Consider the following 26935-nt stretch of genomic DNA (forward strand, 5'->3'; position numbering starts at 1 on the left):
TGCCGGCGCGGTGGGGTTCACCGGGACGGCGGGAGACTTCAGGCGGTCACCCCGGATCCTGCAAGCGCGGGGCGGGGACCCGTCCTTCCGGGCGCCACGCCCCCGGGTGCCCCTTCAATCGTGAGCAGGTGAATCTTGCGCCAGGTCCCTCCCGCGTAGCCGCCGGCCGCGCCCCTGGATGTGATGACGCGATGGCAGGGGATCAGGATGTGGATGGGGTTCCGGGCCGCCGCACGCGCCGAAGCGCGAACGGCGGCGGGTTGATCGTTCCGCCGGGCCAACTCGGCGTAGGTCAGCGACGTTCCCCAGGGGATTCGCTGCAGGGTGCGCCATACCCGCAACTGGAAGGAGGTGCCCTCCGGGCGGATTGGGATCGAGAAATGCTGCCGCGTGCCCCGGAAGTACTCCTCAAGCTCCCGGCCCAGACGTCGGACGAGTGTCGGGACCGGCCCGCGGATCGCAGAGGCCGCCACCGGCTCGTCGCCGGGTTCAAGGAACTTGAGTTGGTGCACCGCTTCTCGTCCGGTCTCGAATTCCAGAAATCCAAGCGGGGTGGCCAGGTGCCCGGTCCATCCGGTTCGCCGGGTTTCCAGATGGGCGATTTCGACGCGCCGGGATCGCGGTGCTCCGCGGTCCGGCACCAGGGGGGCCGAGCTCATGGCGGGAGCCTACCCGGACCGCTCCGCACGGGAACCTCGAAATCCGGTGTCGAAATCCGGGGTGCGCGGCCGGCGGCGGGGTCGGCTCCGCTCGTGGAGGGCCGAAGGCGTTTCCGGACGACCCGCAGGTCGCGCCGCCGGTCGATTTCGGGTAGGGTGGTCGCCGTCATGGCGGATTTCGAACTCGTTGCCCCCTACGCACCCGCCGGCGACCAGCCCGGGGCCATTGCCCGGCTGACGGCCGGACTGGAGCGTGGGGAGCCGCATCAGGTGCTCCTGGGGGTCACCGGATCGGGGAAGACGTTCACCATGGCGAACGTCATTGCCGCCGCCAACCGGCCAACGCTCATCATCTCCCACAACAAGACGCTCGCCGCGCAGCTCTATGCGGAGTTCAAGTCGTTCTTTCCCCGGAACGCCGTCGAGTACTTCGTGAGCTACTTCGACTACTACCAGCCGGAAGCCTACATCCCGCGAACGGATACCTTCATCGAGAAGGACTCGTCGGTGAACGACGAGATCGAACGGCTGCGCCTGTCGGCGATGTCGAGCCTGCTGAGCCGCCGGGACGTCGTGGTGGTGGCCAGCGTCTCCTGCATCTATGGCATTGGCGACCGGGACGACTACGAGTCCATGGTGCTCCCGCTTCGGGTGGGGCAGGAGCTCGGACGCGACACCCTTCTGGCGCGGCTGGTGGACCTCCAGTATTCCCGCAATGATGTGCAGATTGAGCGCGGGCGCTTCCGCGTGCGCGGGGACGTGGTCGAGGTGCAGCCGGCGTTCGCGGAGGATGCCGTGCGCATCGAATTCTTCGGCGACCAGATCGAGCGGTTCACCCGGTTTGAACCGTTGACCGGTGAGGCGGTGGACTCCCTCGACGCGCTGAACATCTTTCCTGGAAAACAGTTCGCAACACCCCAGGAAAAGATCCATCGGGCGCTGCTCTCCATTCGCGAGGAACTGGGCGAACGCGTCGCGTGGTTCGAGGCGCGGGGGAAGCTCCTTGAGGCGCAGCGCATCAAGATGCGCACCGAGTTTGACCTCGAGCAGCTCCAGGAGCTGGGGTTCTGCTCGGGCATCGAGAATTACTCCCGGCATATCGCGGGCCGCCCGGCCGGGTCGCGTCCCGGGGTGCTGCTCGACTTCTTCCCACCGGATTTTCTCCTGATCGTGGACGAGTCGCATGCCACGTTGCCGCAAATCCAAGGCATGCATGCCGGCGACATGGCCCGCAAGACGGTGCTGGTGGAACACGGGTTCCGGCTGCCAAGCGCACTCGACAATCGTCCGCTGAATTCCGAGGAATTCCGCTCGATCATCCGCCAGACGATCCACGTAAGCGCCACGCCGGGCCCGCTCGAACTGGAGCTCGCCGGTCCGGCCAATGTGGCGGAACAGATCGTCCGGCCCACCGGCCTGGTGGATCCGGAGATCGTGCTCAAGCCGCTCAAGGGCCAGGTGGATGACCTGATGGAGGAGGCACGCCAGCGGGTGGAGCGCGGGGAGCGGACGCTGGTGACCACCCTCACCAAGCGTACGGCGGAGGAGCTCACCGACTACCTGCGGGACCTCGGCGTCAACGTCCGGTACCTGCACAGCGAGATTGATGCGATCGAGCGGGTCGAGATCCTGCGTGCGCTGCGCCGTGGGGACTGCGATGTCCTTGTGGGGATCAACCTGCTGCGGGAGGGGCTGGACCTGCCGGAAGTGTCGCTGGTGGCGATCCTGGATGCGGACAAGGAGGGCTATTTACGCAGCGCGACCAGCCTGATCCAGACCGCCGGGCGGGCGGCGCGGCATTTGAACGGCCGGGTGATCCTGTACGCGGATGTGCGCACCCAAAGCATCCAGAAGTTTCTGGCGGTATCCGCTTATCGCCGGGAGAAGCAACTGGCCTACAACCGTGAGCATGGGATCACCCCGCGCTCGGTGACCCGACCGGTGGAGGGGAGCCTGTCGAGCCACGCCGGGGCCCGTGCACCCGCCGCGGCCGCGGTCCTCCGGGAGAGTGCGGCCCAATTCGACTTCACGGAGACCGTCCGCGAGCTGGAGGCGGAAATGATCGCCGCGGCGGACCGCCTGGAGTTTGAGAAGGCGGCGCTGCTCCGGGACCAGATCCGCGAACTGAAACTGCGGATCTCCGGAGAATCGCCGGCCCCCACGGGTCCTGCGGCGCGGGGCCGGGCAAGCCTCTCCCGGGGCGGGAGCCGGCGGCGGCGCTGATGTGGGGCGGCACCCGATGGGCCGGTCTCGCAAACGGGTTCCTCCGGCGCTCCGGTTTCATTGCCTTGCGCCCGGATCGCAGAACTGCCTCCTTGAGCCTCAAAGTGAGGCCGCTGCCAACATCCCGGGGTGCCGCCATGCGGACCTCCCTGGAGTCCGCACTCAAGGAGTTCCGGCGCCAGGTGCGGCACAGCCGGCGTCGGGGCGATGCCGCGTCCATCCACCGCCTGAGAGTGGTCTCCCGCCGGCTGGTCGTCTGGTGCGAGCTCCTCGAGATCCTGGGCGCCGGGTCCCGGGCCTCCGAGGCGCGTCGTCGCGTCAAGCGCATGCTCCGATCCCTCGCCCGACTGCGGGACCTGCATGTGCAGCGCCAGTTGCTCGCCACCGTGCCCTCCGCACTGAAGCCTGCGGCACGCATCCTTCGACGGGAGCTCCGTCGCGAGCAACCGGAGCGTGCGCGGCGCGTCCACGCGCGATGCCGCGGGCTCCATCCGTCCCGCATAGGTCGGCTGATCCTTGAGGCTGCCGGAGCGACCCCCGTTGGAGCAACGCCGGTGGTACCGGAGTCCGACGCCCGGCTGGTGCGGGATCTGGCGCGATGGCTGGCCGGATTGGAACGGGAAGCCCGCCACCGGCTCCAAGCCGCCCGCGCCGCAAGACCTGAAACGCTCCATGGTCTGCGAATTGCCGTGAAACACCTGCGGTACGGTCTGGAACTGGCATGGACCGCAGATCCCAGGGCGCCCGCTGCCGCGGCGAGACGACTTCGAGACCTGCAGGCGGTGCTGGGGGAAATCCAGGATGCGGACGTCTGTCGGGCGTTGGTCCTCGCGAGGGTCGAGTCGCATCCGGACGATGCGCGGCAGCTTGCCCCCCTCCAGCGCTGGCTTGAACGACGTCGTGACGCCCGGATCCGGCGGGTGCTTCGCCGGCGGCGGACCCTGCTTCCCGCGGTGACCCCGGATGCCGGCGGCTCCGGATGATCGGGAATCAACCGGTCGAGGGCGGGACGGCGCATTGCCCGGGTGAAGCAAAGCGGACAGCATCCCGGCCATGGATGTGTACCTGTTGCGTCATGCCCAGGCCGAGGCGTCGCCACCCCCGGACCGCACCGGAGATCGCTGGCGCGAGCTGAGTGCCGAGGGGCGTGACAGGGCCCGTGGGATTGGTCGCGCGATGGCACGAATGGATCCCGGGCTGGAGATCGTCCTCACATCTCCGGCTCCCCGGGCCCGGGCAACCGCCGAGGCGGTGGTTGCAGCGCTGCGGCCACGACCCGTTCTGGAGGACCTCGAAGCGCTGTGGATCGGCGGCAATCCCCGGGCGGTGGCGGCGCGACTGCGGAAGGATTCGAAGGCCCTGGGGGCGGTGCTGCTGGTGGGGCATGAGCCTGACCTTGGCCATCTCGTCTCGTTGTGGCTCACCGGTGGGCCCCGCCTGCGGCTCACCTTCAAGAAATGCGGGCTGTGCAAGCTGAAGCTGGACCATGTGGCGTCCGCGCGCTGCGCCCGCCTCGAGTGGTTGTTGACGCCGCGGCAGCTGATGGCCATCGGGGGCGGTTAGGGGAATTCGACCCGGGAATGGAGGGGTGCGTGATCCGGCGGGTTGGACAAATCTGCCGGCCCCTGATCCCGTTGGGGCCGGATGGAATTGAGGTCTTGGAGGTTCGATCTCGCGTTGCGTCATCCCTGGGCGATCGCGGCCGATCCTCCCGCAGGGGTTGCTCGGGGCCGATGGACCTATCCCGTGGTGTTCGTCACCCTGACGGGTCGGGATGGGCGGCAGGGCCTCGGCGAGGCATCCCCGTCCGGCCAATATGGCGAGTCCCACGAGACGGTGGCGGCGTTCCTCCGCAGGGTGGACCCGGACCGGCTGTCGTTCGACGACGTCCGGGGCAGCATGGATTATCTCGACGCGGTCGCGCCCGGTGCGTTTCCCGCAAAGTGTGCGCTGAACCTTGCGCTGCTGGATGGCGCGGCGCGCGGCGTGGGAAGGTCGGTGGGAGATTTGCTTGGCATTGGATTCACCGAAGGGCGGCACGTGGTTTCGTTCACCATCGGCCTGGACACCCCGGAACGGATGGCGGCGAAGGCATCCGAGGCCGTGCTCATGCCCGTGCTCAAGGTCAAGCTGGGCAGTCCCCGCGATCGGGAGAATTTCGGCGCCGTCCGCGCCGCGGCACCGGGGAAATGGATTCGCGTGGACGCAAACCAGGCGTGGCGGCGTTCCGATGAGGCGCTGCGGAACCTTGAGTGGCTGGCGGCCGCGGGCCGGGTGGAATTTGTTGAGCAGCCCATGCCTGCCACCACGCCGAGGGCCGATGCCCTGTGGCTGAAGGAGCGGTCCCCGCTCCCGCTGATGGGGGATGAATCGTACCAGTCGGCGCGCGACGCCGAGGCGTGTGCGGAGCGGTTCCACGGGGTCAACGTCAAGCTCGTGAAGACCGGCGGCGTCACCGGCGCCCTTGAGGCGCTGCAGGCCGCGCGGCGCCTTGGATTGAAGACCATGCTGGGGTGCATGATCGAAAGTTCCGTGCTGATCACCGCGGCCGCACATCTGGCGGACCTCACCGATTATCTGGATCTCGATGGCAATCTCCTGATCACCAACGACCCCTACCGGGGTGTCGAATGCGTGGACGGCCGGATGACCTTCCACGGCGCCCCGGGCACCACCGGGCTGCGGGTCGCGGTGCGCTGAACTTCGCGTCCGTACTGCCCCGCCTCCGGCCATGCGCACCTATCTTCAGGCCCTCAAGTTCTTCCGGGATGATCGCCGGCACATCCTCGGAGCCCTTGCGCTGCTGTTGGCCAGCACCGGGCTCGCGCTGCTCAAGCCGTGGCCGCTGGCGTGGATTGTGGACCGGTTGAGCGGGGCGGACGCTGGCGTTGCCGCGATGTGGACGGGTTCCACACCGGCTTTCATCGCCGTCCTGTCAGGCGCCCTGGTTCTGATCCACGGCGCCCATGCGCTGGTGGGAGCGTGGCAGCAGGGGGTGGTCATTGTCACCGGCCTGCGCGGGCTGGCCCGGGTGCGCCAGGCCGTATTTGCCTGGCTGCTCCGCCTTTCCCTCAGGCGCCTGCAGGGTTCACGGGCGGGGGATCTCATCTATCGGGCCACTTGGGACTCCTACGCGTTTCAAACCCTGCTCACCCAGGGGGTGTTCACCGCGGCTGGGGCGACCCTTTCGGTGGTGGCGATGACGCTGGTGATGGCGCAATTGGACGGCCGCCTGACCTTGGTGGCCCTGGCCACGATCCCGGTGCTGATGGCTGTCATGCGGGGCTTTGGCCCCCAACTCGGCGAGCGGGCCGGGGCGGCGCAATCGGCGGATGCCCAGGTGGCCGGTGCCGTGGAGCAGGGGGTGGCGCTGCTGCCCCTCATCCAGGGGTTCACCCGTGAGGCTTTTGAGACCTCACGGTTCGCGGAGCGTGTTGAGGGGGCCTTCCAAAACCGGTGGCGGCAACACCGGCTTGAAGTGGCCTATCTCGCGCTCGTGGCCCTGGTGCTGGCGACGGGAACGGGGGCGATTGTCTGGGCAGGGTCCGGCCGTGTCGAAGCCGGGCGCCTCACCGTCGGGGAATTGCTGGTCTTCGTGGCCTACCTCTTCCAGCTCTACGAGCCGTTGAGCCAGCTGTCGCATGTCGGTTCGACGGTCAGCCAGGCCCGGGCCGGTACCGTGCGCGTGCTGGAGTTGCTGGAGTCGAATCCGGGGGCTCCGCGGGCCGCCGACGGTGCCTTCGGCCCCGCGGCGTTGCCGGACACCGCACCGGCCATCGAGTTCGAGCACGTGTCGTTCGCCCATGTCCCGGGCCAGCCGGTGTTGCACGACCTTGTGTGCCGGATCGAGCCGGGTGAAGTGATCGTGCTGACGGGCCCGAGCGGTTCCGGGAAATCCACGTTGCTGCATTTGCTGCCCCGATTTTTTGATCCGGATTCCGGGAGGATCCGGCTCAACGGGCAGGACCTGATCGCGTATCCGGTGGAGGGGCTCCGGCGCCGGATCACGATGGTCCTTCAGGAGTCCCGGCTTCTGCCGGGAACGCTTGCGGAGAACATCGCCCTGGGTCGTGACGGGGCTTCGCGCGAGGCCGTGGAGGCGGCGGCACGCGCTGCGGACGCCGACGGTTTCATACGGCGGCTGCCGCTGGGCTACGACACGGTCGTCGGCGAGGGCGCGGCCCGGTTGAGCGTCGGCGAACAGCAGCGGATCGGACTCGCGCGCGCATTCCTGAAGGATGCCCCGGTCCTGCTTCTGGACGAGCCGACCAGCGCCCTGGATGAAGCCAGTGAGGCGGCGGTCCTGGATGGTCTGGCGATGCTGGTGCGCGGCCGCACCGTCCTGCTCGTCACCCACCGCCCGGCGGCGTTCCGGCTCGGCCACCGGATCCTGCACCTGCACGACGGACAGCTGAAGTCCGTCTGAAAGGGTGGCAGCAACCCCGGTGGCCCCCGGCACCCCGTGTCAGCGGAGGTAGCTGTTGATCAGTGCGGTGATGACGTCATTGGTGGTGTCCCTCGCCACGGTCCCCGTGTTGTCCCCGATGTTGGTGACGGCGATCAGCACCGCCTGCTTCAGCGGGGCGATCCAGACGCTGGTGTACCATTGCACATTGGATCCCGAATGGCTGATGACACGACCTCCGGCCCAGGGGCGCGTCCCCGTGGACCACCCGAAGGCATAGGTCTCACCCGAAAGCGCCTCATGGAGGCGGGAAAAATTGCCCGGTGAGATCAACGGGCTGGCGTCTCCGCGTCCTTCGCGCGCGTGGAACGTGCCGTACCTGGCGAGATCGAGAAGGGTGCAGTGCACCGTGCCAGCCGGTCCCATTCCCGCCGGATTGTCCGAGTCGTTTCCCGGAGGGACGGGGCGCGGTACGCCACTGTTCCATTGGTGTCCCCAAGGTTGATCCAGAAACCGGGGCGTCGCCGGAACGCCAAATCCGGCCGAATCCATCTGCAGCGGCCGGAAGACCAGCTCCACCATGGATTCCTCCCACGATTTTCCGGTGACCTGCTCGAGCATCATGCCGGCAAAGACGTATCCGGCGTTGGAGTACTGGTAGTCGCCGCCCGGGGGATTGGGCGGCGGTCGCGAGGCGATCAGTTCCAACCAGGTCAGGCGTTGCTGCCGGGGACTTCCCGTGTGGTTCCAAAGGGTCGCCCAGACTCCTGCGATCTGGGCCGATGTGGGGGCGCCGCCCCGGTGTCGCAACAACTGGTCGAGGGTCACAGGTCTCCATGCGTCATCCATGGAGGGCAGCAAGGGCCCCAGGAGTTCGCCCATGGTGGCCGACCACTGCAGCTGGCCCCGCTCCACAAGGACCGCGGCGGCCGTGGCGGTCATGGATTTCGTGATCGAACCATGATGCCACTTGTCGGTGATCGTCACTTCCACGCTGGAGCCATGCCGACGCAGGCCGACCGCACCCATCGCCACGACGCGATTGGACACGACCAATATGGCTCCGAGTGCCGGAACGCGAGTCCGGGTGCGGATGGGCTCGAGCATCGGCGTCAGGTCGTCCGGAGACTCCGAGGTCATGCGGTAGTAGGCGGACCCTTCCGGTGGTGCCGGGAGAAATCGCCGCACCGGCCGGCCCTCGCCCAGGATGCCCGACTCGATCGGCATCCACCCTGCGAGGTCGTCGGAACGCTCCAGTGCGTGGACTGTTCCCGGGGTCGTGGGCAGCAGCAGTTCCAAGGCTTCACGAATTTCGAGGTTCTGGCCCCGTACGGAAGCCAGTGCCAGCAGAAGGATCGCGGCGGCTGAGCCGCAGAGCTGACGACTCCGGGCCGACGGACGAAATCGGGGTGGTTGCACGGTGGAACGCTACCGGGACCCCACAGAAACTCCAGACCGATATGCGGCTGTCGCGGCCCCGAACCGCTGCCTTACCGGTGGCTTTGCCGACCGTGGTGCGCGCTTGGAAGCGGTTTCCGCGAACCTCGTTCAACGATGGTTCGCGGAGGATCCCGGTTGGGGTGTGGGTGACATCTATTTTGCCGTGCGGGAGCGAAGGGAACCGGATTGCCGCCGGAGCGCCGGATGTTCCGGCGAACGGTCAACGAGTGGCGTCACAAGCCGGGAGTACTGGTCGGACTGCCGGAGGCTGGATCCGCAATACTGCGAAATTCGATCTGGCCGCCCTGCCGGTGCATTTCGGCGGACAGCACGTTTCGAAGTTCCTGCTCTGCCATCTCCAGGAGGCCTGCCGCCCGGGCGTCGTCTTCGACCAGCCGCTGCAGGTGCGCGTGTACCTGGGCCCGATCCTCGGGCGTGATGCGATTCCACCAGCCGTCCAGCTCGCGGGCGGGATGCAGCGTGTCGAGGTTCACGGACAAAATTCGGGGCCGTGGCAGCGTGGCACGCGCCTGGCGTCCGCCGCGGTTCACCTCGATGTCAATCGCCTGGCCAAGGTCGAAGCCCACGCTCACGGTGAACAGCGCCCCGACGTCCAGCCGCTTGGTGCTCCACAGGCGCTGATGGGTCCATCGGTGGCGCCGCTCCATCGTCTGCTTGATCAGGACCAGTTCCCTGGCGGATCGCGGCGCTTCAATGCGCGTTTCCCCGGCAACGGTCACATGCGGCTGTAGATTGAAGGAGTCGCGCAAGACCCGGGCCAGTCCCTCGGCGACGGCACCGGCCGCATCGCCGGATGCCTTCGCCACCGCGGCCCCGGCGCGTCCGGCCTCGTTCACGATCCGCCACACCGCCCACAACCCAAGCCCCACAGCCGCAAGCAACACGGTGAGCATCGCGGGGACCAACCCGGTTTCGAATAGGGAGCGCATGCCGTTGCCCTTGCCTAGAAAGCCGGGGCTCGCCGATCGGTCAAGGCGGATGCATCCGCCATGTACCGCCATCGGAGGTCGGGCAATCGAGGGCAGGGCCGGGCCAATGGGTTCGCCAAAGGGCCCGACAATTCATGGCCCGTGGATGTCGCGCCTACCGTGCGATCGGTCGTGGCTGGGCCGCGGTCCACTCCGCCTCGGACACCGTCCGGGCCTCGTGGAACAACACGAACGTGCCCTTTTTGTTGCCCACCACGAGGTCGGGGTGGCCATTGCCATCCACATCGGCCACCACCAGTTGGGTGCCCACTCCGGACTGGTCATCCATCAGGTAGGGCACGAAGTCCACGGTGCCCCCCGGACCGCGCACCAGGCGGAACCAGTAGCTGACGGCAGCCTGGTTTCGATCGGGATCGCCCATGCGGCCGTGGGACCAAAACCGCTTGCCGGTGACAATGTCCTTCAAGCCGTCGCCATCCATGTCCACGAGTTCCACGGCGTGCAGCTCGGAAAATTTGACGCCGTACCGGTTCTCCGCGGGTTCCTTGTTCATCAGGATGTGTTCGCGGAACTTGATGTCGCCGCCCTCCCGGTACTGCTCAAACCAGGCGAGTCCGTAGGCGTGTGCCGTCAGGGCGGTGATGATGTCATTGAGTCCGTCGCCATTCACGTCGTAGGCGTGCATCTGCGAACCGCCGAGCCCGAACGGTCCGGGGTGAAACGTCCACTCCGGATCCCCGGCAAGCGATGCAGGCTGTTCCCACCAGCCATCCTTCTCCAACAAGTCCAGACGTCCGTCGCCATTGACGTCCCCGATTCCCATTCCGTGGGTGAAGTTTCCGTAATTCTTCACCGGGGTGATCCGGTGCCAGGCCCAGGGCTTCTGAGGATCCGCCGGATCCCAGGTGGCGTACCCGTAGGCACCCCCGGTGATGCAAACCAGTTCGGGCTGCCCATCCCCGGTGAGGTCGGCGAAGGTCGGGGATTCATTGTCGGTCTGGTGGAAGACCACGTGGCGCGGCCAGTGGCGGCCGGATGATTTTGGGTTCTCGTACCAGACGGTCTCCTTGCCGGGAAACCCCACGACCAATACATCCATCCAGCCGTCCCGGTTGAAATCGTAAGGGAAGGCGAAAAAATTGTCCGAATAGGTGTTGTTGACCCCGAGAGCCCCTTCGAACCCCGGCACGGTCACGCGGGTCAGCGGCCCAAGGGCCAGCTCGAAGCTGGCTTCTGGAGGGTAGATCTCGTGGCGGTTGGTGAAGCCGGGTCCCTCGTACCACCAGGGACCGGAGACGATGTCCATCACGCCGTCGCGGTTGAAATCCGCGACATTCGCCCCCTCGCACCAGAACTGGTCGCTCAAGGTTTGCCGTTGGAAGCTGTGGAGCGTCCGGTCCGCGCCGAGAGCGGTCATGCTGAGGACGATCATCCACGCGAGGATTCGTGCAGAACGGATTGGAGAACCGAAACCGGTGATCATAAACGGCGGGAACGGGAACCTTGGGCATCAAGCGCCCGATTTCCCGCGGATGCAAGCGGGTCGGTGGCGGCCTTGGACTTCGTGAATTGCGCTGGACCACCGCGAATCGGCCCCTTGCGCTGTCGGGCACCCTGGGTTTCGCCCCATTCCCGCCACCAACAAACCCAGTACGCCTGGCGTTGAACTGGCACCCCGGGGTGGTGGGCGTGCCCCAGCGTGATCCGCGCGCTGGAGTTTGTGATGCGGAATCCGTTGCTCCAGGGGGTGCGCTGTCATCTCCTCCGGGCAGGGCAGGTGGATGACACCGCGAAGTGGTACCTTGAGGAGGCCGCCGCGCGGCTGCGGCAGGTGGGATATCCCGTCGTCACCCATGCGATCGCCGGCCCGCCGGAAGCGGTCCTCGCCGACGTCATCGGTCGCGAGGGCATCCAGTTGATGGTCATGGGGGCCTACGGGCATTCCCCCATTCGGACGTTCCTCCTCGGCAGCACGACCACGAACATGGTGCGGACCTGTGACATTCCCATCCTGATGTTCCGATAGGTGCCCGGTGGATGGGAGGACTTGTCTGACCTACGCTCGTTCGCGATGGACTGGGAAGTGCTCGATCAGTTTCGGAGACAACTGGAGGACAGGGAGGCTCAGCTGTGTGCGTCGCTGGAGGCCCGGTCGGATTCCACGGCAACCGTCACGCTCGACACGTCCATCGGTCGCCTGTCGCGAATGGACGCGATCCAGTCCCAGCAGATGGCCCTCGGATTGAAGTCCCGGCAGCAGCAGGCGCTTCAGCGGGTCCGCAATGCCCTGCAGGCCATTCGCAATGGCACCTACGGGCAATGCCGCCGGTGCCGCGGGCCGATCGCGGTCGAACGTCTCGAAGTTCAGCCTGACGCAGTGGTTTGCGTTCCGTGCGCCGGATCGTCCAGGCGGCCTTGATTCGGATTCCCGTCCGTCCGGAGCAGTGTTCAGGAGGACGCCCTTCTGACGCGTTTCGTCGTGTCGTGGCGGCTACCATCCCAGTTCAAACACGTCATCCAGGATTTCTTTCGCGGCGTTGCGCGCAATGCCGCCATCATCCACCCGGTTGGGGCCGACCGACCAGATGCAGCGTCGCTCGCGCGAGTAGCGCAGGGGCTCGCCGTCAAACGCGTCGCGAGGCAGCCGGTCGAGGTATGTGGGGACGAGCCGCTCAAGGGCCTCGGGCAGGTGGCCTTCGGCCTCCTGGTAGGCCCTCAGCGCCAGGAGAAGTCGCGTCGCCGCGACCTCATTGTTTTCGCGTCGCGCTGTTCGGAAAAGAGACTGTCCTGAACTCGCTGCCATGTCGGCCAGGATTGTCCCGACAGCGTTTCCCTGGATCAGGAGGAGAAAGGGTGAAGTCCGTGCACCGCGTGAATCCGCATCGTCAATCGTCTCCTCGCCTGGCGTCGCCAGGGCTGCCAGAAGGTCGAGATGCTGTTGTGCCATCCGGCGCCGGGTGCGATTGGGGTCATAAAGCAGTCGAGGCGGAGAGAGGGCCAGTGTGCTTCCTCCGGGAACCGGGAAGGCGACGCCGGCCATGGTAATGGTATTGCTCAGATCCAGGATCCCGTGTCGAAACATCCAGGCGACCGCATTGGTCAGGCCGGCACCATTCGAGGGGAACGATTCGAGTTGCAGAATGCGTCGCTGGAGTTGGTCCGCGGACACTTCCCCGCGGGCCGCCAGTCGCCGCATCAATCGAAGCCCCGTCCGTTTTGTGCTGCACGCCGCGAGATAAGTGAACCAGTCGCCGCCGGAATCTTCCAACCGGTGTCCGAGGGCGACCAGATCGCCGGCCCGGTTCCAGGCGGGCGCAGACGCGCCGTCTGCGGCCCAGAGCTCCGCTTCCAGGCTGGCGAGCCTCGCCAGTGCGCCCCAGTTGGGCACCACCAGATCGTTGGTGGTCCACTCCGGTGCCCGGGTGAGTTCGCACTGGGGTTGTCGGAATGCCTCGCGAATCAACCCAAGGGCTTCCGCTTCTGCGTCGAGGAGCCTTTGTGCCGACTCGCGATCCGGTGGCGCGTCATCGTTCCGATTTCTGACAATCTGGTTGAGTTCGTTCGTTGAGCAGAAGAGCGCCGTTGCCCGTTCCAGCAGGAACACCGCATTGCCATTGGTGGATCCGGAGGGCATTCGGGGTTTCAACAGGCGCTCGTCCACCGGCGGTGCCGTCCGGGGCCACAGCACCCACGCCGCGATGGCCGCCAGACCCATCAGCAGCAGTCCGGTTCCCCGGATCCAATGGCGTCGGGTTTTGGATTCCATCTACCGCTGGTCCCGGGCCGGAGCAATGGCGGCTGTTTCCGGCTCCGGCGCGGCAATGACCAGGGTGATTGGCTGGGTCTTCTGGCGCCAGATCCGGTCATTGTGGGTTGCGGAGCCGGTGACGGTAAACGGAGTTTCCCGGCCGGTTTCGGCGGCATCCGTCACCTGCAATCGGATGGTCACCTCGTTCTTGTCGGCCGGGATCGGAGCGACCGTGGCCAGCACGCCGTCCGGGAGATCGTCCAGGGACAGCGCGATCTCCCCCGGCAGGCCCCGGCGGTCCACCTTGACGACAAACTCCGTGCGGCTGGCGGCGGAGGCGCTGTTGGTGGGCAGTGCGACGGCAGACAGCCGGAAGGGATCGGTGCGGAAGAAGGGGGACCCCGGCAGCATGGCGGTGAGGAACATCGGGATGCCGCTGGTGTTCAGGGGAACGGCTGCCGGCGCGGCACTGAGCCGCATCCCGGCGCCCTCGCCGGTTTCGCCTCGCAACATCACCGGACGGATCCCGGTCTCCGAATTGTAGGCGGGACGCACGGCGACGCGGACGCGGGACTGGTCGCCGGGGATGACCACCGCAGGCACGCTCACTCCAGGCAGCTCCTCGGCGACAATCCGGATCGCCCCGTCAAATCCATCGCGGCGCGAGACGCTGACCTCCAGTTCCGCGGCCCCGTTCTGCTCCGCGCCGATGGCGGGCGGTGCGACCGCAATGGAGAACGAAACCGCCGGCAACACGGTGAGCCATGCGGCCTCGGGAAAACTCACGTCGTGAACCAGGGCGCGCCCCCCTTGTTCGCCGGAGGCCGTGAGGCGCAGCGGCGCGTGCCCCAAGGGGGTCTCCTCGTCGGCGGACAGGATCAGCCAGCCGAATTTCGTGCCAGTGCCCAGGACCAGGGGACCCGAACTGACCCCCGGCGGGAGCCCCGCGCCCTGGATGCGCACCATCCCGTCAAACCCGTGCCGGCGCTCCACCTCGCAACGGATCGCAAGGTGCCCACCCCGCGGGATGCGGAATCGTCCCGCGGGCGCGCGGACTGCGAAGTCCGGTGTGCGGTCCGGCGGTTGGACCGTCAGCCGGTATCCAAATCGGGGACCTCCGCGGTCGGTGAGATCCTGCACCGACACCAGATAGGCGGTTCCCTTGCGGGCCTCGAATTCCAGCCGGGCATCCGGAGTGCCGGCGTCATCGTTGCGCTGGAGCACGGTTCCCTGGTCGTCCATCAGGGTCAGCAGGGCGTCCAGAGCGGAGCCAAACCGGTGTGCGTGGACTTCGATCGCCAGGTTCTGGTCCGCGGCACTGGTGATCCGGAAGAAGTCCACGTCGCCCGCGGTCCCGATCTTTCCGTTGACAACGCCTGGCGCGGGGAGGGCGCCTGCCTTGTCCTTGGAATTGTTGGGTTCGGTTTCGCGGAATTCGGGAAGATCGGTGGTCTCGAATGGCAGCGGATTGGACCGGCCCCGTGGGGTTCGGGCACGGATTTCCTGGCGCCCTGTCGGGGCGTCTGCCGCGATGTCGAGGACCATGCGCTGCGATTCCTCAAGGAGGTGCCCGTCGAGCTCAAGTTCAACGGTGGATCCGCGCCGCCCGCCAAACGGAAACAGGGATTCCAGGTAGGGCAGGGCGCCGGCGACCAGGCGATACCGGTAGTCGCCCCCGCCTTGAAAGCGCAGGTCGGAGATCCGGATCCGATATTCCCCATCCGCCGGCGGAAGAAACACCAGGAAGGGGTCGAGTCCGTGAACGTCCTCGCTGCGCGCCAGTTCCTTTCCGTCGGCATCAAGAACGACGAGGGTGGGATCAAGCGGCGAGCCGAACCGGTTGGCCTGAACGTCGAGAACGACCGGGTCGCCCCTGTTCGCGCGGAATCGAAAGGTGTCCACCTCGGTGTTGGCCCCGATCACCCCGGAGATCCCGGCCGGCAGGGAAATCACCGAGGCGGCCGCGGCGTATTCCAGCAGTTCGGGCAGGTCACTGACCTCGAGGGTCAGCGGGTTGGAGACACCGTCCGGGCTGGCGACCCGGAGTTCCCGGACACCTAGGGGGGCATCCGGGTCTACCGTGAGCCGCACCGTGAGCGATTTCGAAGCCTCGGGCGCTGCCGACAATCCCCCGGCCGAGCTTTCCAGCGTCAGCGGCGACTCGGGGCGGGGGACCAGGAGTCCCGACATGCCGCTGCCCGTCAGGAGGACCAAATCCACTGGGGCGAGCGCCTCCCCAGGCAGGGTGACTTCAAGGGTGGTGCCTCGTTGAAACCAGGTGACTGGAGTTGAACCCAGCTGGGGGACCGGTTGCGCGTGCACCTGTGCCGGAGCCAGAAGTCCCATGGGGACCAGCAACCACAATGCGGTGTTCCAGATCGTACGCTGCATTCCGTTCCGGCACACGCCCGACTCAGGGTCCGGGACGGGAGGTGACGGCATTTCCGGTTCGCATTCCGGGCCTGTGCTCCCGCGCATGCCAATGGAGGAAGGCTGGCGGGCCACGGTTGTCCGCAAACCCCGGTCAGCTGAACAACCCAAGGACCGCTTCGGCCTGGACAAGTTCACGGGGCTGGTTGAGGTGGTTCATCACCATGGTGTGGGGATCAATGCCCAGGGCGTGATAAATGGTGGCCACAATCTGGGTGGGGTGGACCGGGTTCTCCGCCGGACTGCTGGCGGTGGCATCCGACTTCCCATACAGGGCCCCCCGGCTCACGCCGGCGCCGGCGATGAAGGCGGTATAGCAGTAGGGCCAGTGGTCGCGTCCGTCGGGCGAGTTGGTGTTGCCGCTCGTGCTCACGCCCAGGCGCGGACTGCGGCCGAACTCTCCCAGCGCCACCACCAGCGTCTCCTCAAGGAGACCGCGCTGATCCATGTCCTCGATCAGCGCGCTCAACCCCGAGTCCAGCTTCGGACAGTGGAGATTGCGCAGGGGCCCGAAGTTCGCCGCATGGGTGTCCCACGCATCCACCGTCGGGTCGCCGTTCGCCACCGCAGGCCAGTTCATTTGCACCACCCGGGTGCCGGCCTCGATCAGGCGACGCGCCAGCAGGCAGCCCTGACCGAACGTGTGGCGTCCATACCGGTCGCGCAAGGCATCGGGTTCCCGGGCCAGGTCAAACGCGTCGCGGGCGCGTCCGCTGCTCACCAGGTCGAACGCCTTTTGGTAGTAGCTGTCGAGCGCGTACCTGGCGACGGCCTGCTCCATCTCCGGCATCGCCTCATTCACCGTCTTGAGCAGCGACTCACGGCGCCCCAGCCGTTCGCGCGAGACCTCCTGGCGCAGTGTCAGGTCCGCCAGGTTGATCTCCTTTGCGGGATCCTGGTAGAAATAGTACGGGTCGAATGCGGCTCCGAGGAAGCCGGCGGTGCCGCCCTTGCCGATCACGTTGGATTCCTGGAGGGGACGCGGCAGCATCACGAAGGGCAGCATCGGCACCTCGGGCGGACGGAGGCGCGCGATCTGCGAGCCGAGGTGCGGGAAGTCGTTGGGGGCGGGCGGTTCAAGTTGTCCCGACGGCGACACGCGGTCCGGGGTGTAACCGGTCATGATTTGGTAGATGGCGGCCGTGTGGTTGAACAGACCGACCGGCGTGTAACTCATGGACCGGATCAGCGTGGCCTTGTCCATCTGGCCGGCAAGCTGCGGCATGACCTCGCTGAGCAGGATGCCGGGGACCTTGGTGCGGATCGGCTTGAAGTCACCGCGGACATTGGACGGTGCATCCGGTTTGGGATCCCAGATGTCAATGTGGCTGGGACCGCCCTGAAGGTAGAGGATGATCACCGATTTGGCGCGGCCCCAGCCGTTTTTTGGGGCACCGGGTGCCGGCCCGGCATCGGGGGATTGGCCGGCCTGGATGCGCAGCAGGTCGGCCAGGCTCACCCCCACCAGACCCGCCCCACCCAGGCGGAGGAATTCGCGGCGGCTGAAGCCGTCGCAGGTGGCGCCGAATTCGCCGGGAATGGAGATCATGGGATCATCGGTTGAACAGAAACGCAGGGGTATTGAGCAGGGCCCAGGTGAGATCCTGTGCCGCTTCGAGGCGCTGCGGGCCCTCGCCGAGGTGGATTGCGGCCAGTTCCGCTTCGGTGGGCGGGCGGTTCAGGCAGCCGAGATACAGCTCCTCGATCACCTTGCGATCGTCGGGCTCCGACTCCACGAGCGCCTTCAAACGATTGTGCGGGCTGGTCACACACTCGCCCAGGGTCGGACCATTGATCAGGTTGAGGGCGTGGGAAAGCGTGACGTTGGACGAACGCTCGCATTCGCAGGCGCTCTGTCGTTTCGGACGCCCGAACAGCGCCAGAAAATCGTTGCCGCGCACCATGCCGTCGGGAAGGTCCACGGCCCGGAGGCCCGCGGGCAGATCCTTGAACGGTGGGCGGTACCCCGTCGCCACGGCGACGGCATCCAGCAGTTGCTCGGCGCCGAGGCGTCGGGGCAGGGCGTGGGAAAAATTGACCGCGTCGTCCTCGTTCCAGCGGTTGGGGACGATGCTCAACTGGTAGGTTCGCGACTCGCAGAGGGTGCGCAGCAGTCTGCGGACGTCGAAGCCGCCGGCCACGAACGTTTCGGTCAGCGCGTCGAGCAGCGCGGCATTGCTGGGTGGGTTGCCGGCGCGGATGTCATCCACCGGGTCAATGATGCCGCGGCCGAAGCAGTAACTCCAGAAGCGGTTCACCGTGGATTTCGCGAAATAGGGGTTGTCCGGCGAGGTCAGCCAGGCGGCGAACGCCATCCGGCGGTCGTCGCCCGACGGCACCGGAGGGGTCGTCCCGTAGGGAACCCGGGGCGGCACCACCTGGGCGGTCCTTGGGTGCCGCGCCTCGCCGCCGTTGTAATTGTGGTAAACGACGTCCTCCGAGACCTGTTCCGAGGCGTAGGTCTCGTTGCCGCGGATCAGGACGTCCCGCCCCAGCGTTCCGCGCTTGAATGCAACCTGGGAGAAGAACGCGCCGAACTCGTAGTACTGGTTCTGGGTCCAGCGTTCGAAGGGATGATCGTGGCACTTGTTGCAGTTGAACCGCACCCCGAGGAAGGTCTGGGAGATGTCCTCGGTCATCTTGTCGGGATCACGAAGGGCCCGCAGGTAGTTCCCGGCGGGGTTCTCGAAGGTGCTCCCCTTGGCCAGGATCAGGTCACGGACGAATGCGTCGTACGGCCGGTTGGTGGCGAATTGGCGTCCAATCCACTCCCGGAACACCCACACGCCCTTCTTTCCAAGATTCTCCGAGTTGCACTGGAGGAGATCGGCAAACTTGTTGCCCCAGTAGGCGGCGTAGTCCGGGGACACCAGGAGTTCCTGGATCAGGGCCTCCCGCTTGGCGCGCGTCTCCGAGAGGTCGGCCAGAAAGGCACGGACCCGGTCCGACGTCGGGGGCTGGCCGGTGAGGTCCAGAAAGACACGGCGGATGAACTCGGCATCGGTGCACAGGTCCGAAGGATTGATCTTCATCCGTTCCAGCTTCGCGTTGACCAGGCGGTCCACGAAGTTGTGTTCGGGCATCGGTGCGAAATCGAACCCGGTTCGATCCCCCATCACGACCACCTCGCGCGCCGCATACAGCCCCTCGTAGCGCACCAGCACGGCCATCTCCCCCCGCCGGAGTGCGGTCAGGGTGTGGCCACGGACCAGGGCCACCTCCTCGTTGTTGCTCGACAGGATGGCCTCCCGGGTGACGTCGCGGGTCGAGCCGTCCGGATATTGGGCAAGGATGAGGAACCGCTGCTCGCGTCCGGGCAGGTCCAGTTCGACCGTTTCCGGCAGGATGGTCAGGCCTGTTGCGCGGACATCGAGAGGCTCGAACCGGGCGCCCTCGGAGATCCATTGACGCAGGAGTTCGTGCTGGCGGGATCCGGGGCGGAGCACCTGGCCGCCCTCATGGGGCAGGTCGGCGAGGGGCTTCAGGAGCATCAGGGACTCATCCACGGCCGAGCGGTTGAAGCGGCGCCCATTCAGATCGTTGACCAGTGCCTGATAGTCGTAGTGCGGGTCGTAGCCACGCAGGGACAGCTTGAACCCGTTCTTGCCGCCGGCGGATCCGTGGCACGTCCCCTGGCTGCAGCCGGCCCGGTTGAGGATCGGCTCAATGTCGCGCACAAAGCCCACAGGGGGATGGTTCGTGCCCTTCACAGCGACCGGCAGGCGGACCGTTCGACCGGCGGCGGACACCGTGACCGAGGCGTCACCGACGACGTGTCCGGAGATGAAACCGTCCTCGGAGACCGTCACGGCCGCCGAATCCGGCGCGAAGCGCGCCATGCCGGTCAGGTCCAGCACCCCGCCGTCCGCCCGCTCGCCGACCACCAGCACCGTCCGGGCATCCCGGCCGTCCCCCAGGGTCAGCGACGCGGGTTCCAGGCGCAGCGTGGTGATTTCAGGAAGCGGCGGCTGGGGAGGGCGTACGACGTCCGGGGCCGGAGTCACCGCGGCGAGCCGGAGGCATCCGGCGGCCACCAGGATTCGGACGACGCATTGGGCTCCGGGACAACTCATGAAATTCTGGGGAACGCTCTGTGAGGCTAGTCAGTCGGAGCTGGGGGCTCAAGAAGGTTCGACCGCGAAGGTGCAACCGCGCAGCGGCAGGCCACGAGACCTCCGGCTCGCGATTCACGCCCCTTCCTTTGGAGCGTTTAGGGATTCGCGGGATAGGGCGAACTCCTCCTCCGGGGAAAGAACGAGCTGGTGACGTCCGATCATTGCGAAGTAGAGGAGACCCAGGGCGTACCAAACCGCTGCGGCAGCGACCCCCAGCCGGTAGACGGGATCCCGGAGCTGGAACGACAGGGTCAGGGCGGCGATGAGGATCGTGAGGACGGCGCCGGGGATGCCGAGGGGGCTGCGGTACGGACGTTCGATGTCGGGCCGTTTCCAGCGGAGCAGGATGAAGCTGAGGCCCTGCATGGCATAGGAGATCATCGCGCCAAAGACCGCCATGTTGAGCAGGGTGCCGCCGATGACGTCCGCGCCCTTCTCGGCCCCCGCGAGAAACCAGACCGCGAGCATGATGGCAAAGCCGATCCCCGTACCGCTGCACAGGGCCATGTGCGGCACCTTGTGCCGGCCGTGGGTCAGGGACATGAAGCGCAGGTAGTAGCCGGCGCGGGAGAGCGAATAGATCTGGCGTCCGTAGGCAAAAATGATCGTGTGAAAGCTGGCGACCAGGCCGATGACGGCGACGAGCGCCAGGACCCGGGCAGGCCCGCTGCCGTACAGCACCCGGAATCCGTCCAGCAGCGGCTCCCCGGAACTCGCGAGGGAAAAGGCTCCGCGCATGGCGCCGGCATCCGCGGAGCCGACGGAGGCATTGAGCACGGTGGTCATCACGGCGGAGAACATCAGCGTGCCCATGCCATAGATGAGTCCGCGGGGCATGTCGCGTTTCGGGTCGAAGGCCTCCTCCGCGGCGAGGGGGAGCTGCTCGATGGCGAGGAAGAGCCAGACGGCGAAGGGCAGCGCGCCGAGGGCGCCCCGCAGTCCGAAGGGCAGCCAGGGTCCGTGGCCGTCGGGAAGCTCCATGCGGGATCCGTCTGGTGCGACCCCGATGTTGAGCGCCCAGCGCGCAGGATCGGCGTGGGGCAGGGCGCTGACCCAGTAGACGGCCAGGACCGCGAGCGCCGCGAGCGTGACGACCACGGAAACCTGGAACGACAGTTCGACCCCCCGGAGGTTGAGGAGCAGGAACGCGGCGTAGAAGCCGGCCCACCAAAGCGGCAGCCACACGGTGGACGTTCCGAAGATGGCCGACATGTACGAGCTGATGAAGAAGACAATCACCGCGGGGGTGAGGAGGTACTCAATGCTTTCGGCCAGGCCGGTGATCATGCCGCCCCAGGGCCCCATGGCGCTCCGGGCGAAGGAGTAGGCGCCGCCGGTGTGGGGCAGGGCGGGGGACATCTCTGCGAGACAGAAGATCAGGCCCCAGTACATGGCCGCGATGAGAAGCAGGGCGATCATCATGCCGCCAAAGCCGGCACCGAGTCCGAGATTCCAGCCGGAATAGTGGCCTGAAATCACCGCCCCCACTCCCAGGGCCCAAAGGGACCAGACCCGCGCGTAGCGGCGAAGTCCCCGCTTCTCAAAGTATCCACTGTCGGCTGCAGTGTAGGTGACGCCGCCAACGGATTTCCTTTTCGACATGATGCGCTGGGAGGAGAGGGGTCCCGACGGTTGGGCTTTTGCATCGGGCGCCGTGCCGCCCACACGAGGAATCAGGCAGGGACGCGGGAATCCAGCATTGCGAAACCTTTGGGGCAACCCGCCGGTGGCCGGAGTCAAACCGGGACGAACTCCGGGGTCTACCTGCGGATGTAGGGGCGGGGCGCCACGTATACGGGAGCCCCCCACGCACCCCAGCCGTCCCAAACGGGCATTGAGTTCAGTTGGGCCGCGGTGAGTTGTTCCTGAGAGCGCTCCTGCTGCAGGCGAAGCCGCTGATATTCCTGGTATTGGGCGTCCTCACCCACATAGAGCACCTGCTCCTTCGGCACGGGGAACACGAAGTAGTTGGTGCCATCGCGTGGCACCATGGAGACCTTGTCCGGGGGCAGACCCTTGAGCTTCTCCTGCTGGGCCGGCGTGCTCGCCTGGAGGATCCGGAATCCGGCTGCGGACAGCAGGTCTTCAGTCTGTTTGGTGGAGGCGCAGCCCGCGGCGGCGACGACGGCGACGAGGGCAACGGCGGTCATCAGGAGGGTGGCCGGCCCGGGTGAGTGGTTCTTCATGGGGACAAGCGTTCCGTGCTCCACAGGTATCCCCAAGGGGACGTGCCGGTCAATGCGCCTGCGGACGATTCGCCTATGGCTGAATCGCCGGCGTCGGCGGGTTGAAGATGGGGCCGTCCCACGCGCCCCAGCCGCTCCAGGTGGGCACGGCCATCAGGCGGGCCCGCCCCATCGCCTCCTCGGCCTTCTTCTGCTCGGCCTGGCGTTTCTGGAATTCCTCGTACTGGGCCTCGCCGCCCACATAGAGCAACTGCTTTTTCGGCAGCGGATACACATAGGCGTTGGTGCCATTCCGCGGCACCTGGGAAATCTGCCCGGGCGGCAGCTCCGCCAGCCGGGTTTCCTGCGCCGCGGACGTTGCCGGCACGACGTGAAAGCCCGAGGCCGTGAGCATTGCCTCGGTCGGCCGGGTGGATGTGCAACCGACGGCAAGCAGACATCCCAGAAGGGATGCGACCAGGGCGGGCGAAGGGCGACGGCGCGGCTGCATGGACGCGGATGGACTCGTTCGTTGGGGATACCCCGGCCAGCGCGCCCCGGTCAATGGCCGCGCGGTTCCGGCCGCATGGTTTTGGCCCGGGCTGGCTCGTCGCCGCCCGCAACGATTCCAGTGCTCGAAAGGTTGCAGAACGCAAAAAAGTCTTTGCCAAGGCAGCGCGCGATCCCCAATTTGCGCCCGCTTTTTGGGCCGGGGCGTAGCGTAGCCTGGTAGCGCGCCTGTTTCGGGTACAGGAGGTCGTGAGTTCGAATCTCACCGCCCCGACCACTTAAAGCCCGCAGGTGACGGCGTTCGCCCCCGGTTCGCGCACGTGGTGGAATTGGCAGACACGCTACTTTGAGGTGGTAGTGCCGAAAGGCGTGCAGGTTCAAGTCCTGCCGTGCGCACCCGATTTCCCGGGGAAACTGAAGGAACCCCTGGATCCCGCACTGGATCCGCACAAAATTCCGGGTGCGTTCCCGTGAAGTTCCCGCTTCGCATCCGGCACCGAAAGCAGACGGTCACCATCTGCGGCCGGTCCGTCCGCTACGCCTGCTACCGGGCCTCCCACTACGTCGGATCAAGGCCGTCGAGGAGCACCTTGCCCTGCGAGAACCCCGCACACGGGCCCGGCCTGGCGAGCGCCCCGACCTCAGCCTGCGATTCCACTACCAGGACAGCCTGCGCCTGCGGCGCTTCAGCATGGCCTTGTCGGTGGACGTCTGCGACCTGAAGGCGGAGATGCTCACCCGGTACCTTGCCGACCACTTCGCGGACGCCGCCGCCAAGAGCCGCAATCACCACCGCGGCACCCTCTCCAGTTTCCTTGATCACTGCGTCCGCGCCAAATGCCTCCGGCGCAACCACGAACTCATGGACGCTCCGGGAATGATTCGGGAAAAAGCCCGGACCGCCGACACCACCCTGTTCACCCCGGCCGAATTCCGAGTCTTGCTGGCCCATGTCATGGGTGAGTTTCTGCCCCAAGATCTCGGTATTCCCGTGGAGCGGTTGGCTCACCGCAATTTCGACGCTGCACTGCACTGCAATTGGTGGACGAGAGGGCGGCGGAGTACTCCCGGCGGGCTGTCGAAACGTTGGAGCTCGGTTTGAAGCGTCTCCATCGCGAACAGAACATTTCGCTTCAACGGTTGTCGGCCACCTTCCGACGGGGCGACCTCCCCGAATACCTCCACCCGGGAAGCTCGCTTCTCGAACCGACACTGTAACGATTTCTGGGATGGGCTCGGACCCATCCGGAATTCTCCGGAGGCGACTTGGGGTTTGCAATTTTAAGGCCGTAACTCCATTTTGCGCCTCGTTATGGAATCCGTGCTGCGTTTCCTGAAGGCGCCGCAGGACCATTTCTTCCTGCTGGGGCCTCGGGGTACCGGGAAGACGTGGTGGACGCGAACGTCCTTTCCAAATGCCCTGCGCATTGACCTTCTCGACCCGGAAACCCTCCGATCTCAATCAGCCCGCCCCGAGCGACTGCGCGAACTGATCGCCGCCCGGCCGGATGCGAAGCAGGTGGTGGTGGACGAGGTGCAGAAGCTGCCCCAACTGCTCGAAGTGGCCCACAGCCTGATCGAGGAGCGACGCGGCACGCAGTTCATTCTCACCGGGTCCAGTGCCCGAAAGCTGCGCCGCTCCGGGGTCAACCTGCTGGGAGGACGCGCTGCCCAACAATCCCTGCACCCCTACATGGCGGCGGAACTGGGCGATCGCTTCAAGCTGTCCGAAGCCCTGCGCCTGGGGATGCTTCCGGTGGTGCACGGGGCCAAGGAACCCGAGGCTCTGCTCCGCGCCTACAACGGTCTGTACCTGAAGGAGGAGGTTCAGCAGGAGGGGCTCGTCCGAAACGTGGGCAACTTCGCACGATTCCTGGAGGCCATCAGCTTCTCCCACGGCAGTGTACTGAACCTCGCCAATGTGGCCCGGGAATGTCAGGTGAACCGCAAGACGGTCGAGGGATTTCTGGAGATCCTGGAGGACCTGCTGCTGGCCTGGCGGGTGCCGGTGTTCACCCGGCGCGCCCAACGCGAACTGGCGGCGCATCCCAAGTTCTTCTTCTTCGACGCGGGCGTCTTCCGGGCGAACCAACCCGCCGGCCCCCTGGACCTCCCCTCGGAGACCGAAGGCGCCGCCTTCGAGGGCCTCGTCGCGCAGCACTTGCGGGCCTGGTGTGCGTACACCGACGGCGATCACCATTTGCATTACTGGCAGACACGATCCCAAGTGGAGGTGGACTTCGTCCTTTACGGGCCCAGCGGCCTCTACGCTCTGGAGGTCAAGAACACCACCCAGGTTCGCCCGGAGGACCTGCGGGGCCTGAAGCGCTTTGCCGAGGACTATCCAGAGAGCCGCCGCATCCTTCTGTATCGCGGACGAGACCGGTTGTTGCGTGACGGGATCCTGTGTCTCCCCGGCGAGGAGTTTCTGCGAAATCTGGTCCCCAACCAATTTCCCGCATGACCGTTCTCGACGCCCTGGTCCAATCCCTGACACGCGCCGCCGACCACAACCGGAATGATGTCGTGGGCCCCCGTGTGATCCTTTGGACCGATGGAGAGCGGCTTTGGGAGTCCGTGGCGGGTTTGCTGTGCACCGCGATGCATCGCCTGCACGTGTTGGGCCCATACGATCCCGGAAAGCGCTCAGGTCCTGCGGCCTACCTCCGATTCCAATTACCCGCGGCACCGGGGGCTGCCGGCGAAACAACGGTGCTTTACCTGCCCGGAGTCCCCCGCGCGGCGTTTCGGATTGCCAGCGATTGCCCGGAGGAGGCCCGGCATCTCTTTGCGCTGCAGTTTGAGGGTCAGTTTTGGATCCAGAAGAACGGCAAGGATTGGACTCCCAGCGCATTCCTGGCGTCCGCCGATGGCGGGCTGGGGCTGGATCTCGCGCGCGACGCGGAGACCACATCGGCGTTGCGGGAGTGTCTGGCCAAGGTTCTGGAAGCGGAAGTGCCAGCGCTTTCTGGACGCCGGCTGGAGGCGGCGGATTTCCGAGGTCTGGTGGCCGAGGACCCGGTGCGGATGCTGCTGCGCTGGATCGGGCAGCCCAAGGTAGGGCGGGAGCGTTGGGCGGGCAGCGAATGGACCAGCTTCCGGGCCATCTGCCGAAAGGAGTTTGGCTTTGATCCGGAAAAAGATGGCGAGTTGGCCGCTGCCGAACCGGCCTGGCCGACCAAGGCTCCGCCTGGCTGCCGGTCTGGCAGCGATTTGCCGACGCGCCCTTTAACTTTCCAGGGGTCGAAGATCTTCTCCGGCGGCTGTCGCCTCCGGATCTGTTTGCCTGTCAGGCCGCCTGCGCCAACGGCGTCGGCGGTTTGGCTCGGGTCGCCGCGGCGCGCAGCCGTGCCAGCATCCACAGGTTGTGAGTCAGGACGCCCCAGGCCAGCGCCAATTCCCGCTGCGCATAGCCCTTGGCCCGCAGGGGACGTCCCAGAAAACCGTTCTTCAGAACGCCAATACGCGCCTCGGCCTGCGTCCGCCGTCGTTGCAAGCAGGCGAACTTTCTGCTTCTGGGCTTGGAAGGCATTTGCCGAGTACAGCAGGAGGAGGAAGCCCGTGGCGAGGTGTCGCATGAGCCGGGTCGCTGTGGGATGACCGCCACGCAAGAGCGCCCCCCGTCGGCTGTCCAGAGTCAACCCCGCCTCGGGACGAGCTTTCTGAAGCCCCCACTGAAAACTCGGCCCTGAAATCTTCACATCGCGGGGCCGGGCCAGGAATCATGGTCCGACCAGCCGGAAGAACTGGCGGTCGCCGGACACCTCGGGAAAAAACCGGGGCGCGATTCGTTCCGGGGAGGCCTCCCAGAGCTCAAACCGCCCGGTCGCGGGTCGCCCCACAGTCAGATCCTCGCTGACCAATGGAAGGAATGGGGTGCCGTCGCTGGACTCCAATTGCAGTCCACCCGGCTCGCCCGCAGGACGCGTCAGGAGAACCGGCCGGCCTCCTGTCTTCTTCTTCATGGATCGCGTGTGTTTGTTGGTTTGGACGTCGGATCACTCCTTGCAAAGTGGCGCCAGTGCTCTCCGGGCACTGTAGCGAAGGGCGCTCCAGAATGATGAACAGGTGCCGATGGGCTGGAAGGTTTCATGGACCGGCTTACCTGGCTTCTCAACAACCCGAAGCCCGCTCGATCACGAAAGCGGCCCCATCGTGCGAGAGGCCATGTTCGTTGGGAAGGAGTCACCTCCGGATTCGGAGAAGCGTGACTGGCCACTCCACAAATGGAACGTAGGCCGTCGGAGGTAACAGGCGAGGGATCATTCCCGGTGCGTCCGGCACCGCTAA

At 66.4% G+C, this 26935-nt stretch carries 22 protein-coding genes and 2 tRNA genes; 11 read left to right on the forward strand and 13 right to left on the reverse strand.

Features of this window, described 5'->3' with window-relative positions; genetic code table 11:
• Positions 1-38 precede the first annotated feature (38 nt).
• Positions 39-659, reverse strand: coding sequence for a methylated-DNA--[protein]-cysteine S-methyltransferase (locus KF791_16350; protein ID MBX3734149.1), 621 nt, complete (start codon positions 657-659; stop codon positions 39-41).
• Between the two features lie 168 nt (positions 660-827).
• Between KF791_16350 and uvrB the strand changes: the two genes are divergently transcribed.
• The 5 genes from uvrB to KF791_16375 all read left to right on the forward strand — a co-directional run bounded on the left by uvrB (position 828) and on the right by KF791_16375 (position 7308).
• Positions 828-2882 (forward strand): excinuclease ABC subunit UvrB, encoded by a 2055-nt coding sequence (uvrB, locus tag KF791_16355; GenBank protein MBX3734150.1) that lies wholly within the window; start codon positions 828-830, stop codon positions 2880-2882.
• A gap of 137 nt (positions 2883-3019) precedes the next feature.
• Positions 3020-3865 (forward strand): CHAD domain-containing protein, encoded by an 846-nt coding sequence (locus KF791_16360; GenBank protein ID MBX3734151.1) that lies wholly within the window; start codon positions 3020-3022, stop codon positions 3863-3865.
• 70 nt (positions 3866-3935) lie between these two features.
• Entirely contained in the window at positions 3936-4445 is a 510-nt protein-coding gene (locus KF791_16365; GenBank protein ID MBX3734152.1) for a histidine phosphatase family protein, read from the forward strand.
• 81 nt (positions 4446-4526) lie between these two features.
• A complete protein-coding gene (locus KF791_16370; GenBank protein ID MBX3734153.1) occupies positions 4527-5582 on the forward strand; it encodes a dipeptide epimerase in 1056 nt (351 codons plus the stop codon).
• 31 nt (positions 5583-5613) lie between these two features.
• Complete coding sequence (locus tag KF791_16375) at positions 5614-7308, forward strand: ABC transporter ATP-binding protein (GenBank protein MBX3734154.1); 1695 nt, start codon at positions 5614-5616, stop codon at positions 7306-7308.
• A 39-nt stretch (positions 7309-7347) separates the two neighbouring features.
• Here KF791_16375 and KF791_16380 read toward each other — a convergent pair whose 3' ends face one another.
• The 3 genes from KF791_16380 to KF791_16390 all read right to left on the reverse strand — a co-directional run bounded on the left by KF791_16380 (position 7348) and on the right by KF791_16390 (position 11109).
• On the reverse strand, positions 7348-8706 hold the full coding sequence (locus KF791_16380; protein MBX3734155.1) for a beta-lactamase family protein: 1359 nt from the start codon (positions 8704-8706) through the stop codon (positions 7348-7350).
• A 254-nt stretch (positions 8707-8960) separates the two neighbouring features.
• Positions 8961-9677 (reverse strand): DUF4230 domain-containing protein, encoded by a 717-nt coding sequence (locus tag KF791_16385; GenBank protein MBX3734156.1) that lies wholly within the window; start codon positions 9675-9677, stop codon positions 8961-8963.
• Positions 9678-9831: 154 nt separating this feature from the next.
• Positions 9832-11109, reverse strand: coding sequence for a VCBS repeat-containing protein (locus KF791_16390; GenBank protein ID MBX3734157.1), 1278 nt, complete (start codon positions 11107-11109; stop codon positions 9832-9834).
• Positions 11110-11376: 267 nt separating this feature from the next.
• Here KF791_16390 and KF791_16395 point away from each other — a divergent pair, with 267 nt between their 5' ends.
• Together KF791_16395 and KF791_16400 are read left to right on the forward strand one after the other, a co-directional pair.
• Positions 11377-11703, forward strand: a complete 327-nt coding sequence (locus KF791_16395; protein MBX3734158.1) for a universal stress protein — start codon at positions 11377-11379, stop codon at positions 11701-11703.
• Between the two features lie 45 nt (positions 11704-11748).
• Positions 11749-12096, forward strand: a complete 348-nt coding sequence (locus KF791_16400; GenBank protein MBX3734159.1) for a TraR/DksA C4-type zinc finger protein — start codon at positions 11749-11751, stop codon at positions 12094-12096.
• A gap of 72 nt (positions 12097-12168) precedes the next feature.
• Here the strand turns inward: KF791_16400 and KF791_16405 are convergent, their stop codons facing one another.
• The 7 genes from KF791_16405 to KF791_16435 all read right to left on the reverse strand — a co-directional run bounded on the left by KF791_16405 (position 12169) and on the right by KF791_16435 (position 22646).
• Positions 12169-13443 carry a hypothetical protein gene (locus KF791_16405; GenBank protein ID MBX3734160.1) on the reverse strand — a complete coding sequence of 425 codons (1275 nt, stop codon included), beginning with the start codon at positions 13441-13443 and terminating at the stop codon, positions 12169-12171.
• The gene (locus KF791_16410; GenBank protein ID MBX3734161.1) at positions 13444-15816 is read right to left on the reverse strand and encodes a PPC domain-containing protein; all 2373 of its coding nucleotides are present in this window, start codon (positions 15814-15816) and stop codon (positions 13444-13446) included.
• A gap of 133 nt (positions 15817-15949) precedes the next feature.
• Positions 15950-17404, reverse strand: a complete 1455-nt coding sequence (locus KF791_16415; GenBank protein MBX3734162.1) for a DUF1501 domain-containing protein — start codon at positions 17402-17404, stop codon at positions 15950-15952.
• Between the two features lie 4 nt (positions 17405-17408).
• On the reverse strand, positions 17409-19928 hold the full coding sequence (locus tag KF791_16420; GenBank protein MBX3734163.1) for a DUF1553 domain-containing protein: 2520 nt from the start codon (positions 19926-19928) through the stop codon (positions 17409-17411).
• Between the two features lie 114 nt (positions 19929-20042).
• Positions 20043-21572 (reverse strand): amino acid permease, encoded by a 1530-nt coding sequence (locus KF791_16425; GenBank protein MBX3734164.1) that lies wholly within the window; start codon positions 21570-21572, stop codon positions 20043-20045.
• Positions 21573-21730: 158 nt separating this feature from the next.
• Positions 21731-22156: a hypothetical protein gene (locus tag KF791_16430; protein ID MBX3734165.1), complete on the reverse strand. Its 426-nt coding sequence runs from the start codon at positions 22154-22156 to the stop codon at positions 21731-21733.
• 73 nt (positions 22157-22229) lie between these two features.
• Positions 22230-22646: a hypothetical protein gene (locus tag KF791_16435; protein MBX3734166.1), complete on the reverse strand. Its 417-nt coding sequence runs from the start codon at positions 22644-22646 to the stop codon at positions 22230-22232.
• 199 nt (positions 22647-22845) lie between these two features.
• Here KF791_16435 and KF791_16440 point away from each other — a divergent pair.
• From KF791_16440 to KF791_16455, 4 genes are all read left to right on the forward strand, one after another.
• Positions 22846-22922, forward strand: a tRNA-Pro gene (locus KF791_16440).
• A 37-nt stretch (positions 22923-22959) separates the two neighbouring features.
• A tRNA-Leu gene (locus KF791_16445) sits at positions 22960-23041 on the forward strand.
• A 64-nt stretch (positions 23042-23105) separates the two neighbouring features.
• On the forward strand, positions 23106-23747 hold the full coding sequence (locus tag KF791_16450; protein MBX3734167.1) for a hypothetical protein: 642 nt from the start codon (positions 23106-23108) through the stop codon (positions 23745-23747).
• A gap of 210 nt (positions 23748-23957) precedes the next feature.
• A complete protein-coding gene (locus tag KF791_16455) occupies positions 23958-25109 on the forward strand; it encodes an ATP-binding protein (protein ID MBX3734168.1) in 1152 nt (383 codons plus the stop codon).
• Between the two features lie 825 nt (positions 25110-25934).
• Here KF791_16455 and KF791_16460 read toward each other — a convergent pair.
• Entirely contained in the window at positions 25935-26141 is a 207-nt protein-coding gene (locus KF791_16460; GenBank protein MBX3734169.1) for a hypothetical protein, read from the reverse strand.
• Positions 26142-26367: 226 nt separating this feature from the next.
• Positions 26368-26610: a hypothetical protein gene (locus tag KF791_16465; protein MBX3734170.1), complete on the reverse strand. Its 243-nt coding sequence runs from the start codon at positions 26608-26610 to the stop codon at positions 26368-26370.
• Positions 26611-26935: the final 325 nt, after the last annotated feature.

The sequence above is a fragment of the Verrucomicrobiia bacterium genome (assembly GCA_019634635.1).
Taxonomy (GTDB): Bacteria; Verrucomicrobiota; Verrucomicrobiia; order Limisphaerales; family UBA9464; genus UBA9464.

Bases quoted from the DNA above. Each gene is read 5' to 3' on its own strand.
- KF791_16410 (MBX3734161.1), bottom strand. From the start codon at position 15,816: ATGCAGCGTACGATCTGGAACACCGCATTGTGGTTGCTGGTCCCCATG.
- KF791_16430 (MBX3734165.1), bottom strand. From the start codon at position 22,156: ATGAAGAACCACTCACCCGGGCCGGCCACCCTCCTGATGACCGCCGTT.
- KF791_16370 (MBX3734153.1), top strand. From the start codon at position 4,527: ATGGAATTGAGGTCTTGGAGGTTCGATCTCGCGTTGCGTCATCCCTGG.
- KF791_16360 (MBX3734151.1), top strand. From the start codon at position 3,020: ATGCGGACCTCCCTGGAGTCCGCACTCAAGGAGTTCCGGCGCCAGGTG.
- KF791_16365 (MBX3734152.1), top strand. From the start codon at position 3,936: ATGGATGTGTACCTGTTGCGTCATGCCCAGGCCGAGGCGTCGCCACCC.
- uvrB (MBX3734150.1), top strand. From the start codon at position 828: ATGGCGGATTTCGAACTCGTTGCCCCCTACGCACCCGCCGGCGACCAG.
- KF791_16435 (MBX3734166.1), bottom strand. From the start codon at position 22,646: ATGCAGCCGCGCCGTCGCCCTTCGCCCGCCCTGGTCGCATCCCTTCTG.
- KF791_16465 (MBX3734170.1), bottom strand. From the start codon at position 26,610: ATGAAGAAGAAGACAGGAGGCCGGCCGGTTCTCCTGACGCGTCCTGCG.
- KF791_16375 (MBX3734154.1), top strand. From the start codon at position 5,614: ATGCGCACCTATCTTCAGGCCCTCAAGTTCTTCCGGGATGATCGCCGG.
- KF791_16385 (MBX3734156.1), bottom strand. From the start codon at position 9,677: ATGCGCTCCCTATTCGAAACCGGGTTGGTCCCCGCGATGCTCACCGTG.
- KF791_16390 (MBX3734157.1), bottom strand. From the start codon at position 11,109: ATGATCGTCCTCAGCATGACCGCTCTCGGCGCGGACCGGACGCTCCAC.
- KF791_16455 (MBX3734168.1), top strand. From the start codon at position 23,958: ATGGAATCCGTGCTGCGTTTCCTGAAGGCGCCGCAGGACCATTTCTTC.
- KF791_16405 (MBX3734160.1), bottom strand. From the start codon at position 13,443: ATGGAATCCAAAACCCGACGCCATTGGATCCGGGGAACCGGACTGCTG.
- KF791_16400 (MBX3734159.1), top strand. From the start codon at position 11,749: ATGGACTGGGAAGTGCTCGATCAGTTTCGGAGACAACTGGAGGACAGG.
- KF791_16350 (MBX3734149.1), bottom strand. From the start codon at position 659: ATGAGCTCGGCCCCCCTGGTGCCGGACCGCGGAGCACCGCGATCCCGG.
- KF791_16425 (MBX3734164.1), bottom strand. From the start codon at position 21,572: ATGTCGAAAAGGAAATCCGTTGGCGGCGTCACCTACACTGCAGCCGAC.
- KF791_16420 (MBX3734163.1), bottom strand. From the start codon at position 19,928: ATGAGTTGTCCCGGAGCCCAATGCGTCGTCCGAATCCTGGTGGCCGCC.
- KF791_16415 (MBX3734162.1), bottom strand. From the start codon at position 17,404: ATGATCTCCATTCCCGGCGAATTCGGCGCCACCTGCGACGGCTTCAGC.